Genomic DNA, 16662 nt, shown 5'->3' on the forward strand with positions numbered 1-16662 from the left:
TTAAAGAGATTATTGTATGACGAAGTATAAATTCCATATTATTACAGCGATCACCGCTGCTTCCCTCCTGCTCTCCTGTAATAAGGATTTCCTGGACAGGCCGCCGCAGAACCAGCTTTCAGAAGGCACCTTCTGGACGGGAGAAAAAGATGTATATGCCGCACTGAATGCTATCTACAGTCAGATAGACGGCGGCGAAGGCAGCATCTTTGAAGATGGAGCCTCAGATAATGCCCACGCGCAATATCCCTGGGAAAGCAATGCTACTACCATTTCCCTCGGAGACGTAACCACTTCCATGAATGAAGGCTGGAACTTTACCGCCATACGCCGCGTGAACTACTTCCTGGAGAATGTGGACAAAGTGAAGATGGATGCTACGCTGAAAGAACGTTTCAAAGCAGAAGCCCGCTTTATGCGCGCTTTCCGTTATTTCAATATGACGAACAACTTCGGGGATGTACCACTGATCACTAAAACATTATCAGTGGAAGAATCGTATGTGGCACGCACGCCTAAAGCAGATGTATTGAAATTTGTGCTGGATGAATTAACCGCAGTGTCTGCCATACTGCCTCCCAGCTACAGCGGAGGAAAGAATAATGAGAAAGGCCGTATCACTAAAGGTGCTGTTATTGCGTTGAAAGCAAGGGTGCATTTATACAATGAACAATGGCAGGCCGCTGCCGATGCTGCTTCCCAGGTGATGGGCATGGGTTATGAACTCTTCACTATCACCGCAGAAGATGCCAAAGACCAGGCAGACGATTATGCGCAGTGGGTAAATTTTGCGGACGCTACAGAAGCAGCAAAATTTCGTTTGGGCCTCCGCAGTTATGAAAAACTCTTCTGGCAGAGCAATGAAAATAACAAAGAAGTGATCCTGGACAGGCAGCATATCCCGGAAAAGGATGCGCAGTTTGTGAACACTTACCTCCTCTCTGATGACCTTGGCGGATGGAGTTCTGTTGCACCAACCCAAAGCCTGGTAGACGCCTACCAGAGCTTTAAAACAGGAGAAGCCATCACACCGGTTGCTCCAGCCACCCGGGCAACATTGTACGCCGCCCGCGGCACTAACCCCGCCTTTTATGATGAATACAAGAACCGCGACCCCCGCTTCTATGCCAGTATCCTTTTTGATAAAGCATCCTGGAATTTCATTGAGCAGGGCTACCTGTTCAAATGGGTGAAAGGTGGTAATAACTGTTCCAAAACGGGTTACAATTTCCGCAAGTATGTAGATCCTCCCACCTGGGCTGCACAGGTGGATAACCATGCCAACCACATTATCATCCGCCTGGCGGAAATACTGCTCACCTATGCAGAAGCAAAGAATGAAGTAAGCGGGCCGGATGCCAGCATCTACGATGCTGTGGACAAGATCCGTATCCGCGCAGGCATGCCGGTGCTGGACAGGGCTAAGGTCAATACAAAAGAACTGCTTCGTGCAGCGATCCGTAATGAACGCAGGGTGGAACTGGTGCTGGAAGGGCAGCGTTTTATGGATATCCGCCGCTGGAAGATTGCCCCCGCGGTGATGACCAACCTGTATGACCTGGAGAATGGATTAGTGCAAACGAGAAGATGGGATAACAAATTGTACCTGATGCCGGTACCGCAGGCTGATATTGATAAGAACCCCAAGTTGAAGCCGAATAATCCTGGATATACCCAGTGATTAAAGGTGCTACTCTTTATGAAAAGGCCGCTCATATGAGCGGCCTTTATTACTTACAGTCAAACCAAGATCACAATTCCACCTTTACCGAATACTCCGGAATTACCCGGATGTTTCGTATACCTTCCTTTTTATCTTCCGGTAGTTGTACGCCTGTTATTTTATTATCCCAGGGCTGCACTTCCAGCAACATTTCCTTGCTGCCTAAGAACCGTTTTAGTCCCGGCCTCCATTTGTTGCCGGTATACAGATCATCTGCCACTACTTTTCCATTGATCGTCCCGGTGATACTTCCCCCGAAATAATCAATATCCAGGAAAACATCTGAAACGCCTGCAGGCAGAGATGAAGGCAACTGTACGGCGTTATCTTTCACAGGTATTGCCATTGATGCCTGCGGTGCTTTTACATACCGCTCCTTAAAAACACCGTCAGCATACCATTTAAAATGCATATCCGGTTCATTCAGCTGGCGGAGTTCTAATTCCTTTCCGCTGAGCATTAATTTTGCCGAAGAGATCATAAGGCTTTCCTTCCCTCCTATCTTTAACCGCCAGCTGTTCTCTGCTTCTTCCCTTGTGAGTAATACGATGGAAGATCTTTTACCTTTCAGATCAGTGATATACAGCGTGTTTCCTTCCTGCGGATGAAGGATCCAGTGATTGCCGCTTTTAGTTTTCTTCCATCCCTCCAGGGAGCGGATGTTTGCGGCATCGAGGCAGATCTCCGGTTCCATTCCTTTTACCTGTGTAAAGAAGATGGTGTTGCCTGCTTTAGCCAGTGGCTGGGCTGTGGCATATTTCAGTGTAATACCAAATGCATCCATATTGAAGGGCAGAATGGGAGCCGTTTCTCCAGCCAGGGTAAAGGCAGGGAAAGTGATATCCTCCTGCTGCAAATGAATGGTCAGTTGCACTTCCTTATCCGGCATAGGAACACGTACCTGTGTATTACAGAAGAATACAAATCCGCTGTTGCCTTTTATCCTTGTACTGTACCTGATACTATCCGTATTGCGCGGGTTCACTACAGGATACGCGGATGGCAGTACATCCATTACGGCAAGGTCTTTCCCGAAATCATTGATAAAATGATGCAGGATATTCAATGTATGAAAAGAAGCACGCGGCAGGCCATATTCTCCCAGGGGTGCCTGGAAATCATAACTCTCCGGGCAGCTGGGATCTTTCAACCCGGGAGTTTGTGTGCCGCCCTGGTACATATAATACCCGATGAGGTTCATGCCCCTTCCTATCTGGTTCTGTGTATGGGCTTCCACTACTTTCGGGTCCACAACAAAACGGTTGGCATAAGTGACCTGGCTGCCGCAGCCCTGCTCACACATGCCTTTAGGATATTCATCCATATCATAGAACAACTTACCCAAGGCATCCGTCATGATCCATTGGTCGTTACCATAGAGGAAATCCAGTGAAGGGCCGCCACCGGCCTTTTCCCAGCCACGGTAGGGATATGCGCCCTGTAAAGGCAATACTTCAAAACGGTCCGAATGAAAGACTGTATTTGCTGTAACGGAAAAGAACACCGGCTGTATGCCTGCCCTGATGGCCATTTTTTTAAGCATGGAAATATGATCGGGATCGCCGTTCGCATATTCGTTCTCTACCTGTGTGCCTATAATGGGGCCACCATCTTTGAAATACAGGCCTTTCGTTAATTGCCCGACCTGTTTATACAGGGAATCTGCTGCTGCCAGGAATGCGGGATCGTTGCTCCGTTTTCCCTTCATCCTGTAGATCCATTCCGGGAAACCGCCGTATAATTGTTCCGCGTTGCAATAAGGCCCGATCCGCAACCATACGAACAGATCATGTTTAGCACAAAGTGTAATGAAGCGGCGCAGATCATTATTGCCGGACCAGTTCCATATGCCACGCGGGTTTTCAAAAGTGTTCCAGAGCATATAGGTAGCAATGATGGATATACCACCCTGTTTCATTTTAAGGACCTGTTCCTCCCAGTATTTTTCCGGATAACGGGAGAAATGGAATTCTCCCATTACCGGAAACCAGGGCTTACCGTTCAGTTCAAAATACCTGTTATTTACAGAAAGGGTACGATGCGTGGGGTCGGTTCCTTTCATGGGCAACGGCTTTATAATGGCCGGTTTCCATTGGGTTCCATCAATGCTGATCTCCTTTGTTTGTGCCTGTGCCTGGCTAATACAACATATAAAGAGTAGTGCTAACCGTATATTCTTCATTTGGAAAATTTCTTTTTCTGAATAGTACCGGCATCCAGGATCTCCACATTTGTGCAATCCGTTAGCAGGAAAGCCGGCTTTGCCTGCTGGGGCACCGGTAAAAAATTAGTTTTCATGATGGTGTTATGTTTCATCACGAGGTTATCTGTACTGCGTGCAGATAATACTGCATCGTCCATTATCCGGAAGGTATTTTCCTCGATCCTGATATTACGATGTACTTTATAACCCTTTACCCGTTTATGGTTCTCAGGGCTTATGGAAATCACATGGTTATCCGGCATGGAATTATACCCGCATTCTGTAAATACATTCCGCCGGATGGTCACATCTTTTACCGGACCTGATTCATACCAGGAGGTAGCATCGTTGGCAATAAGGATGGCCTGCATGCCCATGCGGTAAAAAGTATTTTGTTCCACCAGTACCGGGCGGGCAGTTGTAACCAGCAGGCCACGTGTGGCTATTTGCCGGAAACTGTTATTACGGACCACTACAGAAGGCGTCCAGGTAACATTTTCCAGGCAGTCACCCGGTTTCACATTAGCTGGCAGGGGTTCATTGAACGTTACCAGCATCTCTCTTTCATTCAGCAGCTTCGCGGCCTTTAATACACCATAGCGATAAATACGAAGAGAAGGACCATTCAGCAATGCCACAGAATCTCCGGGAAAGAAGGCTTCAAACCCATAGGTCTGGTGATGCATAAAACGGATACGCAGTGTTGCGGGAGATACTTTCTCTACCACCTGCAGATGCGTTCCGTGAATATTTATACCATCATCATGCAATCCTGAGAATACGCTGTTTGTTACACTAATACTGCCTCTGCAGCCGGAAAACTGCATTCCGTCTGCCCCGCAGGCCATACTTCTGCCACTTCCGGGAGCAGGTGCTACCTGTAAACTATCAAAGGAAAGATCTTCAGAGAACTGGGAAACAACCCCCAGCCCATGCATGTAACGTATCCGCACATTGGCGAATGAAATACCCGCACTTCTGTTGATAAAGATCCCAACACGGTCCCTGATGGGGTCTCTCACGCTTACGATCTCCCCGGGATGCCATTCTTTCAGATCAAACTTCCCTTTAAACTTTATTCTGAAAGGACTGATCAGTTCAGCGCCGGCCTTTCCAAAAGGTTCCCAGTGGGTTCGTTTTCCTATCCCTTTAGCAGTATCCGCTACCACGGCATGAAAATGCTGCAGCGTCCATCCTTCTCCGTACCAGTACAATTTGTTATGCAGGATGGTAAAGCGGGAATCCGGGTGAACTGCGGCGGTTACCTCTTCAGGACTCACGGTTAATAAAGTCATTTCAGACATGCCGGGCCTTTCCGCATCCATCTCCACATTTTGCAGGCGGATGTTCTTACAGCGGTCCATGGCCAGGTTCACCATTTTGCCATGGAACATAAAGATGGATCGATTGCCTTCGATGGTAAGGTCTTTCATGCCCTCCAGTAATATGCCCATCGTTTTGTCTTTGGAAGGGCATTCCGTTTCACTGGAAGTATTGGTGATAAAATAAGTACGCACCGCTGCTTTCTCCGGCCAGAAATCATACCTGCCTTCCGGGAAATATAAAGTAGCGCCGGGTTTATCCTTACAGGCTTCCAGGGCTTTTTTCACCTTTTCTGTGGCATCCGTAAAAGTATTTGGCTGCAGGCCAAAATCACGCACATCTATCACCTGTGCTGTACTACGAAGTGTAGCACAGCACAGTGACAGGAATAAGAACAGTTTGCAACCCATCTTTAAGATATTTTACGATCACCTTTCCAGGACTGGAAAGGTCCTTGAAGATCAGATCTATAACCAATAATCATCATTTGACGAAATTCACCTGTACCTGCCAGGTGATCGTTGTTTTGCCATCTGCAGCAGTAACCTGGTAGGCTACCGGTTTGGCGTAATTTCCGGGCAAACCCAGCATGGGCGATCCATTGGCGGGCTGAATGGTTGCAGCTGTTGAGATATTGCACATACCGGTGATATTACTGGCTGTAACCTGATCTCTCACCGCCGTGGTGAATGTGCCGGAAGCAGCCGGTACTGTTGTTGTAACAGTCATACTATTTCCGTTCACTACAGGGGTAGATGTTGTTAAACGTATAACACGGAAAGTGCCATTATCGTTCCAGCGGTATTCAAAATCAAAACGATCTATTTTAGCATCCGTAAAAACAGGCAGATCTTTCAGGCCTCTTTTGAGGCAGGATTGGGAAAAAACTGCTATCATCAATAAACAACCCAGTGCAAAATATTTTTTCATACAGTAATTATTAAAAATGATAAGATCACCAGCCATCATTGTTAGGCGCCAGGTTAGGATTAGCCTGGATCTGTGAAACAGGTACAGGGAACAGGAAACGCCTTGCCGTGAACAAACGGTTACTATTGTTGTTCAGGGTGATGTTGTAAAAAGTGAATGTTCTGCCATCCGCAGAAATATCAATACCACGAATAGGTTCTGTTAATTCCGGAATGGTATTCTGCCCGTTGAACTTAGCCCATCTTAACAGGCACCAGTAGCGATCTTCTTCCAGCACCATATCCACCCTGCGTTCATTGGTATAAGCCGTCCAGGCAGCGGCAGCTGTGGTTGCAGCAAGGGCAGGCAAACCACCATGCGCTTCGCGGGTTTTATTGATAGCGGGTATTGCTTCTCCAAAGCGGTTGTTCAGTAAAAGTGCTTCTGCATAGTTCAGGTACACTTCTCCCAGTCTTAAAATGGACTGATGATGATCCGTAGGATCTGAATACCATACTTTCTTTACTTCATACAAACCTTTGCGGTAATAATAATTCGACTCGGAAACACCCCATTCTCCTCCGGTATTGCTTAAACGGTTCATGTTCCCCAGGTCCCTGGTTTGTATCACATTATTGAACAGTTTTACGGAATCATACGCTACAGTAGCATAGAAACGTTTATCCCTGTTCTTGTACAATACCTGCGAAACATATCCTCCGCTCAACTGGTAATTGGTATAGTAGGAAGTAGCATTCCATTTTTTGGCCACGCCATCTGCATCGATCACTTCATACGCATCTACCAGGTTCTGGGAAGGGAATCTCTCCGGCCAGCCTTCAAAGCTTTCCACGAAAGCGGGATGATTATATCCGGGGTTCAGTTTTTCATTCCCGTGATTGGGGCATAGTGCCTGCATGGCACAACCGGAAAAGGTATTATTGATCCCTTTCCTGAAATAGGCCAGGATCAGTTCTTTGGAAGCCTGTGCTTTTCCGAAATCGTTGAACATGCCCAGGTAATCCGCATCGATATTATATCCCAATGTAAATACCGCTTCTGCCGCTGTGATCACTTTAGTGAGCCAGGCGGCTTTTTGTGCAGGCACATATGCTGCGCCCTGCAACCCTACCCTTGTGATCAAAGCCAAAGCAGCTCCTTTGGTGGCCCTGCCTGTAGCTGCTGCTGCCGGCAGTTCTGCACTGGCTTCATCCAGGTCTTTCAGAATGAATGTATATACTTCCGCTATGCTTTTGCGTGGTAAACGGAAATCACTTTCCTTCTGATCATATACTTTATCCACGATCATTACACCGCCGAAACGTTGCACCATCCAGAAATACACCATAGCACGCAGAAACTTCGCTTCTGCCAGCATGATCTTTTTATCCGCATCCGGAATGGTAGTACTGGCAGCCAGCTTTTCCAGGATAAGGTTACAGCGGCGGATACGCGCATACTGTCCCCATCCTGCGTCGTAGGTGTTATCAAAGTTCTCTGTGGAAATGGAACTGGTGAAATTGTTACAATTGTTATCTGTATAATCATCCAGTTTCTGATTGTAGTACAAGCCTCGGATAACGTCCTCATACGTAGAGAACACAAAACCTTCCGCGAGGTTCTTATCTTTCCAGACAGCTTCTTCCGCAAAACCATCCAGGTATTTTTTATCTAACAGGTCCTTTTTGCAGGCGCCGGTCCCTAAAAGGGTAACCATCACAAAGGACAACCATATTTTTCGTTTCATACAATACTGATTAAAGGATAAACACTAAAGACCGATGTTCAGACCTACTGAATACACTTTCTGTACAGGGTAGCCGTAATTATTCAGATCGCTTGTTTCAGGATCGAAGAATTCTTTTACCGGTGAGAAAGTGAGCAGGTTAGTACCATTCAATGTAAGCACACAACTGTTCAGGAAAGACAGCTGGCGCGGGAACTGGCGTTTGGCATCAAATGCAATGCGTAAACTCTTTAAACGGAGATAACGCGCATCGTATAACCAGAAATCAGAAGCCTGCCCGGCCGGGTTGTAGTTATTGTTCCCGTTCCTTTCCGAACTAAGGGATTGACGGGGGAACCGCGCATCTTTGTTATCAGGCGTCCAGAAATCCCGCTGGAAGTCATACACAATATTCCCTGCGTTATAAGCAGTGAGCGTACCACCCAGCCTTACTGTACGGGTACCTGTGCCCTGCCATAACATTTCCATACTAAAGGCCTTCCAGGCAACATTCAGGTTCAAGCCAAAGATCAATGCAGGAAATTGCTGTTTACCGATACGCCTTGCATCGTTCCCGTCAATCTTTCCATCTCCGTTTGTATCCTGGTATTGAATATCTCCGGGTGTTAACTGATTGGCGGAACTGTTACGCGGATTGTTGAGGATCTGGTCTACGGTCTGATAATATCCCAGGTTGTGCAAACCATTCCCCCATACATAGGTAGCATGTGTTCTGCGGGTGAGCGGATTCTTCAGCGAAACACTGTCCTCACTATCATCCCTTTCCCACAATTCATTATACATGGTTAAAGTACCCCCAACATTGTAACTGAAATCTTTGCCAACGGGCTCTCCGTAGTTCAACTGCAATTCCATCCCATGCCTTCTGAATGCAGAACCGGAAGAGGCATAAGGCAGGCTGGTCCCCAGCGGGCCGGTGTAACGTGCGCCTGAATTGATGATATAACCAGTTGTTCTCTTGTAGAAATAATCCACACTACCCTGGAGTTTATTCCTGAACATGGAGAAATCCAGGCCGGTGTTATAGTCTTTTGTAGAGTACCAGGAGAGCACAAAACGATCTACAAGGCTGCCTTCATTGAAGCCGCCCTGCGGAGTTCCCCCAACTACATAGGCATTCTCCCTGAGGGAATAACCGTTCAGCAGATAAGGGAAACGCACCGGATTACCTGCGGGATCGCGCACATCATCGTTACCCACTGTTGCCAGTGTATAACGCACCTTGAACTGATCAAAGATGTTTTTGAAAGGAAAGAAATTTTCTTCAGACAATACCCAGCCAAGAGAAAGCGAAGGGAAGAAACCCCATTTGCTGTTATTCTCTCTCGGGAAACGGTCCGAACCATCATAACGGAAACTTCCTTCAATGATATATTTTGCAGCATAGTCGTATTTCAAACGGCCTACATATCCTCTCCGGCCGCCTTCCGCGGCACTTCCTCCATTGCTTAATCCTTCATTGCTGCCGGCAAAAAGCTGATCTACGGCAGCAGAAGGGAAGTTGATACGGCCGGCTGATACCTGTTCACTGAAGTCCTCACTTTCCTCATATAAGGCCAGGGCGGAAACGCTATGTTTGCCAAAGGTACGCTGGTACTCTATCCTCATTTGCAGGTTCTGATTCCTGTATTGGTCTGAAATGGTACTCAGAGAGGGTTTGGATTGCTGCTGTTCAATGCCCAGGTTATCAAACTGGGGAGCACGGGTAAACCAGCTTTTCCGGAAACGGTCTTCTATTTTATAATACCCCATCACACCGAGCTTCAGGCCTTCCACACCGGGCACTTCCCAGTCTATGGTAAGGTTTCCGTTCATGTTCCTGTATTCATCCCGCTGATACCCGGAGCGCGGATCTATATCCACCAGCGGATGGTCCACACCTGCAGCATAGGTACCATTCTTATTATAAGCCAGTTTTAACGGCGGGCTGTTCTGCAGGTGGCTCCAGATAGCGAATGCGCTGGCGCCGGGAAATTTATTATTAGTGAGCGTGGCATATAAGTTCAGCCCTATTGTAACACCTTGTTTATCGAACTTCTGCGTAACATTTGCCCTCGCATTGTATCGCTTAAAACTGGTCACATTTGTTTTATAGTTACTGGCCTGATCAAAATAGGCAAGGGAAAGGAAATAGGTGGTTTTTCCTGCACCTCCGCTCACATCCAGGGCGTATTTTGTTTGCGGGGTGAAATTGCGCAGGGTCATGGTGTACCAATCGTTATCCTGCCAGGCCCAGGGATCTTTTTTGTTCAGGATAGTATCCAGGCGGCCGGGGGAATACACCGCAGGCTGCCCATCTGCTGTAGCTGCAGCGTTCTGCGCAACGGCATAATTATAAGCGTTCACTCTTTGCGGCAGTATGGTAGGTTTGCTGAACTCAGTTAACACACTGAAATTCACCCTGGCATTGCCGGCCTGCCCCCGTTTGGTAGTGACCATGATAATACCGTTTGCACCCCTGGCACCATATACGGCGGTAGCTCCACCGTCTTTCAGGATAGAGATGTTTTCAATATCCTGTGGCTGCAGGTTCAGGAAATCGAAACGGGAAGACACTACGTTATCTATCACATACAGCGGGCCTCCCCTGTCCGGACCGGAACCTCCGCGTATAGCGATCCTTGCGGAACCTCCGCCGGGCTCACCGCCTGCAGATTGTGTGATCACCCCTGGCGCGCGGCCGGCTAAAGCGTCTGCCATATTAGAGTAAGGCAGCGTGGTGATCTTATCTGTTTTAATAACGGATACCGCATTCACCAGTTTCTTACGGGTATCCCGTCCGTAACCTACTACCACTACCTGTTCCAGGTTACTGGTAGAAACCTTCAGCACTACCGGAATACTGGTTTTGCCCGCCACGGGGATCTCCTGTGCTTCATACCCCACCAGTGAAAATACCAGCACAGCATTATCTGCTACAGTAAGCTCATAGTTACCTTCGCTATTGGTGGTAGTGCCCACCGTGTTACTGTTCTTCTGACGAACAACCACGCCAATGAGCGCATTGCCCTGTTCGTCCTTTACGGAACCGCTTACTTTAACGGCTGCTGCATTCAGTGCGGTTTCCAGGGGAGAGATCACAATCAGGTCTGAAGGTTTTACCTCATACATCAGGCCGGTGCCTTCCAGTAATCTGTTCATCACTTCTTCCACGGATGCTTTGATCACCTTCATGTTCACTTTTTTATCCCTGGGCAGGATATCATCGTTATACAGGAAACGATAGGAAGACCTTTCCCCGATCAGCCTGAGCGCCTCTTTCAGGTTGGCGTCGTTCAGCTGTAGGGTAAGTTTTTTCTGGGAATAACCGGTTGCATGTACCTGTAGAAAAGCAACGGTCATTAAAAGGGCAATAACTTTCATGACTCTTACACACTTAAGTAAAGCCGGCGGGGGCAGAAAGCCTCCGGCCCTGCAATTTTTTTTCATAACTTTGGTTTGATTGTGGACAATAGGTATCCCATTCCCTGATCGGAGCTCAGGGATACCTTAACAGATACAGTCAGAGGGAATGCTTGAACCATTCCCTTTTTTCGTGTGGAAAGAGTTAGGTTGAATTTGCGGTCATAGACGTGACATTTAGATCTTCAACGTTGATAAAACTTGTTGGTTATTTTTTCTTACTAATCGTAACTATCCTGTTCTCTTTATCGTATTCGTAATCGAAGTAACCGGCGGACCTGGACAAGGCGTCCATTACTTCCAGCAAGTCCTCAGCCTTAATGTAAGCAGTAAATATTTTCTGTTTCAGTGATTCATCTTTTAACACCACCCGGATATTAAACCAGCGTTCCAGCTGTTGCAGCACCTGGTCGAACGGTGTAGCGTCGAAGCAAAGTTTATTCTCTTTCCACACCACTTCCCGGATCACTTTTTCTTCTTCATTATAATATTCGATCGGCGTCATCTGCACAGCGGTTGTTACCAGGGCATCCTTATTGCTGCCGGGTTGTTCTGTTTTCTGCAGGCTTAGCTTCTGCATGGGTTTCAGCAATACTTTCTGCATGGTTTCTCCCAGGGAATATTCTACTTCCAGGCTTCCGCTGATCAGTGATGTTTCTACCCTGCTATCCTGCTTATATGCCTTGAGGTTAAAAGCAGTACCCAGCACCCTTATTTTCATATGGTCGCCCAGTTCAATGAGGAAAGGGATCTCCGCCATCTTCGTCACATCAAAATAAGCTTCCCCTTCCAGCCTCACGGTCCTGTTCTCCCTGCCAAAATCCTCGCTGTAAGACAACCTGGAATCTGCATTCAGCCAAACGTGTGAGCCATCCGGCAAAACAACATGAGATTTGTTTCCCCTGGCTGCGGTGATCTCCTGGAAAGAAACTTCCTTTTCTTTTTTTCCGTAAAACAGGTAACCTGCCCCTGTAAAGATCACTAACAGGAGGCAGGCAGCTATGCTGATCCATTTTTTGTACGGTCTTTTTCCAGGAGTTACTATTACCGGCGGGATAGGTTTATTCATCTTAGCCGCCAGGAGCGTGGTGAGCCTTTGGGCAGTTTCGTCGTCCGGTGCTTCCTGTTCCCCTTTTCCCCAGTGGCGGGCCATTAATTGCAGGAATTGCGCTGTAGAAGGGTCAACCGGGTAAATGGCAGACAGGCGGGTCCATTCCTCCAGCTCTTCTGCAGTTGCCTCTCCGCTTAGTTTACGGCCTGTTAATATCCAGAATCGTTGTATTGACATCCTGTTACTTAGACAGGCAGCATGTAAAAATCACCTAAAGGATTCAGGAATATTTTTTGGAACGGGATGCCAGGGTTTCGTGGATCTTGCGGAGCGCAATGGCTATCTGGCTGTCTATGGTCCTTACAGAGATATTGAGGATAGCAGCTATTTCCTTATACCTCAGCCCTTCTTCCTTTGCCATGCGGAAGATGAGGCGGCATTTGGCGGGGAGTGCGTCCATCGCTTCCTGTATGGCTTGCATGGTTTCTCCGGCAAAAAGGTTCTTTTCAGGGTCATGGTCTGCTATCAGTGGAGAAAGCACTACTTCCAGCTCATCAAAAGAGTAAAAAGAAGTTCTTTCCATCTTTTCCAGGTGGTTCAAAGCGGCATTACGTACGCAGGTAAACAGGTAAACCCGGAGATGCTCTATGCTCATTAAAGTTTGCCTGCGCTCCCAGAGGCCTGCAAATATTTCAGCTACAATATCTTCGGAAAGGGCTTTGTGCTGCTTCAGGAAGGAATTGGCAAAACGGATCAGCGAAGGGGCTAAATGCAGGTACAATGACTGAAAAGCGCTTTCGTCATTGTTCACTGATATACTCCACTGCCATTCTTTAATCATTAACGTGTAATTACAGGAAATATAATACTTCCTTGTTATTGCAAGTATGTTTAAGACAACTTTGCATTGTAAGATGAGAAAATACTATAAAAAAGGGCCTGCCTCCTTGCCGGCCCATGAGTTTTATGCTATCTCCCGCAGGTTACCTATATTTAACAAGCATGCAAACCATTATCACCAAACTCGTTAGCAGATCAAAGGCCTTTTCTCCCAAAGCCTGGTGGAGAGAAATAATGTCCCTGCTGATATTATTGCTGGCCATCGTTTTCTTCCGGAGCGAAAGAAAGGAATTGCATGCCATCATTCCTCACCTGCAGCAATCCAGTCCATTTTGGGTAATAGCCGGGTTAGGTGTTACCTTTCTCTGCATCCTTTTCCAGGCAGGGATCTACCGGCAGTGTTTTGCAGCTATCAGCCTTTCCCTGCAATGGGGGAAAGCCCTGGTATTATTCCTTAAACGAAATTTCATCAGTATCTTCCTTCCGGCCGGCAGCATCAGTTCCCTGGCCTATTCTCCTTCCCAGGTACGCAAAGCAGGGTTTAGTAAAATACAGGTACATCAGGCAAGTGGCCTGTTCGGATTTACAGGATTACTGACGGTATTCCTAGCCGGCCTTCCTGTTGTTATCTTCACTATTTTTCCCGGCAGGAACTTAACACATGCATGGTCCGGACTGGCCATTCTTTTACTCATTTTAGCGCTCCTTTTCTCAGCCGTACGGTCTATCAGGAATAAGGGCTGGCTGTTCCACCTGGTGAACAGGCAATTCCCTTCCTTTTCCCTCACATTAGATGAATTATTTGCGGTGAACGTCAATAATTACCGGTTGGGGGAAGCCATACTGTTTTCTCTTGGCGTAGAGCTATGCGGCATGTTCCATGTATACATTGCCATGCTGGCATTAGGTATGCCTCCTTCTTTCGGGGCGGCGGCGGCCGCCTATATCATTGCCGTACTGATGATGGTGATATCTCCTTTCTTAAAGGGCCTGGGGTTTGTGGAATTATCCATGGTGTATGTACTGGAGCAGGCAGGCTATACCACTACCCAGGCATTATCCATAACCGTGCTGTTCAGGGTATTTGAATTCTGGTTGCCTTTGCTTGCCGGATTCATTGCTTTTGCCTGGAAGGGAAGGAAATTATTCCTGCGGATAGCCCCCGCCTTATTCAGTTTTGCATTAGGTTTTGTGAACATCATTTCTGCTATTACTCCCCCGCTCCATAACCGCTTGCGCCTGCTTGAAGAATATCTTCCCTTATCTACCATACATGCATCTAATTTATTGATCCTGTTTGTTGGGCTGGGTTTACTGATCACTTCTGCGTTTTTGCTGCGTGGCTTACGAAGCGCCTGGATAATTGCATTAACCTTGTCTGCCTTTTCCCTGCTGGGGCATTTATCCAAAGCGCTTGATTATGAAGAGGCCATTGTTGCAGCAATTACCGCTGTTGTTTTAATTGCCACGGCTTCCCAATACCGCATTCACAGCAGTAACAAGTGGATGCAGGCAGGTTTAAAGACTGCGGTGATCAGCTTCCTGGCTGTGCTGCTGTTTGGATTCATTAGTTTTTACTTTATTGATGTAAGGCATTTCGGCATTGATTTTACCTGGCAGCAATCCCTCATTCATACCTTTAAGATCTTCTTACTCGTAGAAGATGAATCGCTGCATCCCGTTACCCGGTTTGGCCATGAATTTATCTGGCTCATCAGAACGCTGGGTTTTCTAACCTGGGGCTTTTTATTGTTCACCCTGATAAAGCCCACCCTCCACCAGCAAACGGTGAGTTATCCATCCAGGGAAAAAGCGGCTTTACTGTTAGAAGCGTTTGGAAATTCCGCTATGGATTACTTTAAACTGTACAAGGATAAATTGCTGTTCTTTTCTGATGTTCACGAGGCCTTCATTGCCTATAAGATCACTGTAGGTTTTGCCATTGTGCTGGAAGAGCCTGTTTGCGCTGAAGAACACAAAACGGAGGTGCTGCGGGAGTTTGATCATCATTGCCGGAAAATGGGCTTAAAACCTGCTTTCTACAGGGTAGATGAAGATAGCCTGCCATGGTTCAAGCAATTAAAGAAGCAACAACTCCTGATCGGGCAGGAAGCTATATTGGATATTACCAGGTTTTCACTGGAAGGAAAAGACAAAGCATCGCTGCGAAATGGGTTAAACAGTTTACGAAAGAAAGGATATTCGGTGAATATTCATAATGCTCCCCATGCGGAATCATTTATCCTACAATTAAAACAGGTATCAGATGATTGGCTGGAGCATTTTGGAAAAGAAGAGCTCGTTTTTTCACAAGGCATGTTTGATGAAAAGGAATTACAGCAACAGGACCTGATCACCATCAAAGATGCGGAAGATAAAGTGGTAGCATTCCTCAATATTATACCTGATTATGCGGAAGATGAATGCACATATGACCTGATCAGAAAAACCAGCCTGGCACCTGGTGCTTCCATGGATGCCCTTATCATCAAGCTCATAGATTATGCTAAAGAGCATCAGAAGTTATTTATCAATCTTGGCCTCGCCCCCATGACCGGGCTTGAACAGCCGGACAATACAGCTGAACAGATCATTAAGCTGGCTGCTGAAAGAATTAAACGTTTCCAGCATTATAAGGGATTAAGGGAGTTCAAGGAAAAATACGCAACACTTTGGGAAAACAAATACCTCGTGTATGATGTGGATTTCGATCTTTTACAACTCCCCATTGCATTGAACAATATCATGAAACCATGAAAATACTGCTATCGCTGCTACTTACATTTACCGGCACAGGTGCGGATACACTGCCTGTCAGGGAATGGAACTCCCCTGCACCCTCTGCACTAATACTTTTCATCACCGGCGATGCCGGGTTTGGAAAATTCTCTACAGAACTGTGCGATAACATTCATGCAGCGGGATATGATGTGTGTGCGATCAATGCAAAGGCTTACTTCTGGAATAAAAAAACACCGGAACAAACATCTGCAGACATTACTGCATACCTGGAAAAGCAATTCAGCAAGCGGGATAACCAGCAGCTGATCCTGGCAGGATACTCATTCGGGGCAGACGTTATGCCCTTTATTGTAAACAGGCTTCCCAATAATATCAGGAAAAAGCTGGTAAGCCTTATCCTGATATCCCCCTCTACTTCTACTTATCTTGAAATACATCTGTCCGACATGTTAGGCGGCAACAAGAAAAGAAGTATGGATGTAGTGGCAGAGATCAACAAGCTGAATGTACCGAGAACAGTAACCATTTTCGGCAGTGATGAAAACGATTTCCCTGTATCCGCCGTTAAACTGGAAAGATACTCAAATGAATCTTTGCCGGGCGGGCATCATTTTAACGGAGATGCGCCACAGGTAGCCAGAACGTTACTAAAATACTTCAAATAAGATCTTAACCTTAAAGTTTATTCCACCTGCTCATTGGTTTCCCCCGCCGGCTAATTC

Annotated in this window: 10 protein-coding genes; 3 read left to right on the plus strand and 7 right to left on the minus strand. The window is 46.8% G+C overall.

Annotation, left to right across the window (positions count from 1 at the left end; translation table 11 throughout):
* Positions 1 to 16: 16 nt before the first annotated feature.
* On the plus strand, positions 17 to 1681 hold the full coding sequence (locus BUR42_RS11155; protein ID WP_074239298.1) for a RagB/SusD family nutrient uptake outer membrane protein: 1665 nt from the start codon (positions 17 to 19) through the stop codon (positions 1679 to 1681).
* A 70-nt stretch (positions 1682 to 1751) separates the two neighbouring features.
* Here the strand turns inward: BUR42_RS11155 and BUR42_RS11160 are convergent, their stop codons facing one another.
* The 7 genes from BUR42_RS11160 to BUR42_RS11190 form a co-directional block, all read right to left on the minus strand.
* Positions 1752 to 3905, minus strand: coding sequence for a beta-galactosidase (locus BUR42_RS11160; RefSeq protein WP_074239299.1), 2154 nt, complete (start codon positions 3903 to 3905; stop codon positions 1752 to 1754).
* Positions 3902 to 5659: a right-handed parallel beta-helix repeat-containing protein gene (locus BUR42_RS11165; protein WP_074239300.1), complete on the minus strand. Its 1758-nt coding sequence runs from the start codon at positions 5657 to 5659 to the stop codon at positions 3902 to 3904. The genes BUR42_RS11160 and BUR42_RS11165 overlap by 4 nt, the downstream gene beginning before the upstream one ends.
* 73 nt (positions 5660 to 5732) lie before the next feature.
* Complete coding sequence (locus BUR42_RS11170; protein WP_074239301.1) at positions 5733 to 6179, minus strand: DUF5018-related domain-containing protein; 447 nt, start codon at positions 6177 to 6179, stop codon at positions 5733 to 5735.
* Between the two features lie 25 nt (positions 6180 to 6204).
* Complete coding sequence (locus BUR42_RS11175; protein WP_074239302.1) at positions 6205 to 7905, minus strand: RagB/SusD family nutrient uptake outer membrane protein; 1701 nt, start codon at positions 7903 to 7905, stop codon at positions 6205 to 6207.
* Positions 7906 to 7929: 24 nt separating this feature from the next.
* Positions 7930 to 11268 (minus strand): SusC/RagA family TonB-linked outer membrane protein, encoded by a 3339-nt coding sequence (locus BUR42_RS11180; protein WP_159442250.1) that lies wholly within the window; start codon positions 11266 to 11268, stop codon positions 7930 to 7932.
* 247 nt (positions 11269 to 11515) lie between these two features.
* Positions 11516 to 12595, minus strand: coding sequence for a FecR family protein (locus BUR42_RS11185; RefSeq protein WP_074239304.1), 1080 nt, complete (start codon positions 12593 to 12595; stop codon positions 11516 to 11518).
* A gap of 43 nt (positions 12596 to 12638) precedes the next feature.
* Entirely contained in the window at positions 12639 to 13199 is a 561-nt protein-coding gene (locus tag BUR42_RS11190) for an RNA polymerase sigma-70 factor (RefSeq protein ID WP_074239305.1), read from the minus strand.
* A gap of 161 nt (positions 13200 to 13360) precedes the next feature.
* Here BUR42_RS11190 and BUR42_RS11195 point away from each other — a divergent pair, with 161 nt between their 5' ends.
* A complete protein-coding gene (locus tag BUR42_RS11195) occupies positions 13361 to 15955 on the plus strand; it encodes a phosphatidylglycerol lysyltransferase domain-containing protein (protein WP_074239306.1) in 2595 nt (864 codons plus the stop codon).
* The gene (locus BUR42_RS11200; RefSeq protein ID WP_074239307.1) at positions 15952 to 16605 is read left to right on the plus strand and encodes an AcvB/VirJ family lysyl-phosphatidylglycerol hydrolase; all 654 of its coding nucleotides are present in this window, start codon (positions 15952 to 15954) and stop codon (positions 16603 to 16605) included. The genes BUR42_RS11195 and BUR42_RS11200 overlap by 4 nt, the downstream gene beginning before the upstream one ends.
* Positions 16606 to 16662 lie beyond the last annotated feature (57 nt).

The organism is Chitinophaga niabensis, from assembly GCF_900129465.1.
Lineage (GTDB): Bacteria > Bacteroidota > Bacteroidia > Chitinophagales > Chitinophagaceae > Chitinophaga > Chitinophaga niabensis.

Coding starts and splice junctions, on each gene's coding strand:
- BUR42_RS11170 (WP_074239301.1), bottom strand. CDS start 6,179: ATGAAAAAATATTTTGCACTGGGTTGTTTATTGATGATAGCAGTTTTT.
- BUR42_RS11190 (WP_074239305.1), bottom strand. CDS start 13,199: ATGATTAAAGAATGGCAGTGGAGTATATCAGTGAACAATGACGAAAGC.
- BUR42_RS11160 (WP_074239299.1), bottom strand. CDS start 3,905: ATGAAGAATATACGGTTAGCACTACTCTTTATATGTTGTATTAGCCAG.
- BUR42_RS11155 (WP_074239298.1), top strand. CDS start 17: ATGACGAAGTATAAATTCCATATTATTACAGCGATCACCGCTGCTTCC.
- BUR42_RS11165 (WP_074239300.1), bottom strand. CDS start 5,659: ATGGGTTGCAAACTGTTCTTATTCCTGTCACTGTGCTGTGCTACACTT.
- BUR42_RS11180 (WP_159442250.1), bottom strand. CDS start 11,268: ATGAAAGTTATTGCCCTTTTAATGACCGTTGCTTTTCTACAGGTACAT.
- BUR42_RS11200 (WP_074239307.1), top strand. CDS start 15,952: ATGAAAATACTGCTATCGCTGCTACTTACATTTACCGGCACAGGTGCG.
- BUR42_RS11175 (WP_074239302.1), bottom strand. CDS start 7,905: ATGAAACGAAAAATATGGTTGTCCTTTGTGATGGTTACCCTTTTAGGG.
- BUR42_RS11185 (WP_074239304.1), bottom strand. CDS start 12,595: ATGTCAATACAACGATTCTGGATATTAACAGGCCGTAAACTAAGCGGA.
- BUR42_RS11195 (WP_074239306.1), top strand. CDS start 13,361: ATGCAAACCATTATCACCAAACTCGTTAGCAGATCAAAGGCCTTTTCT.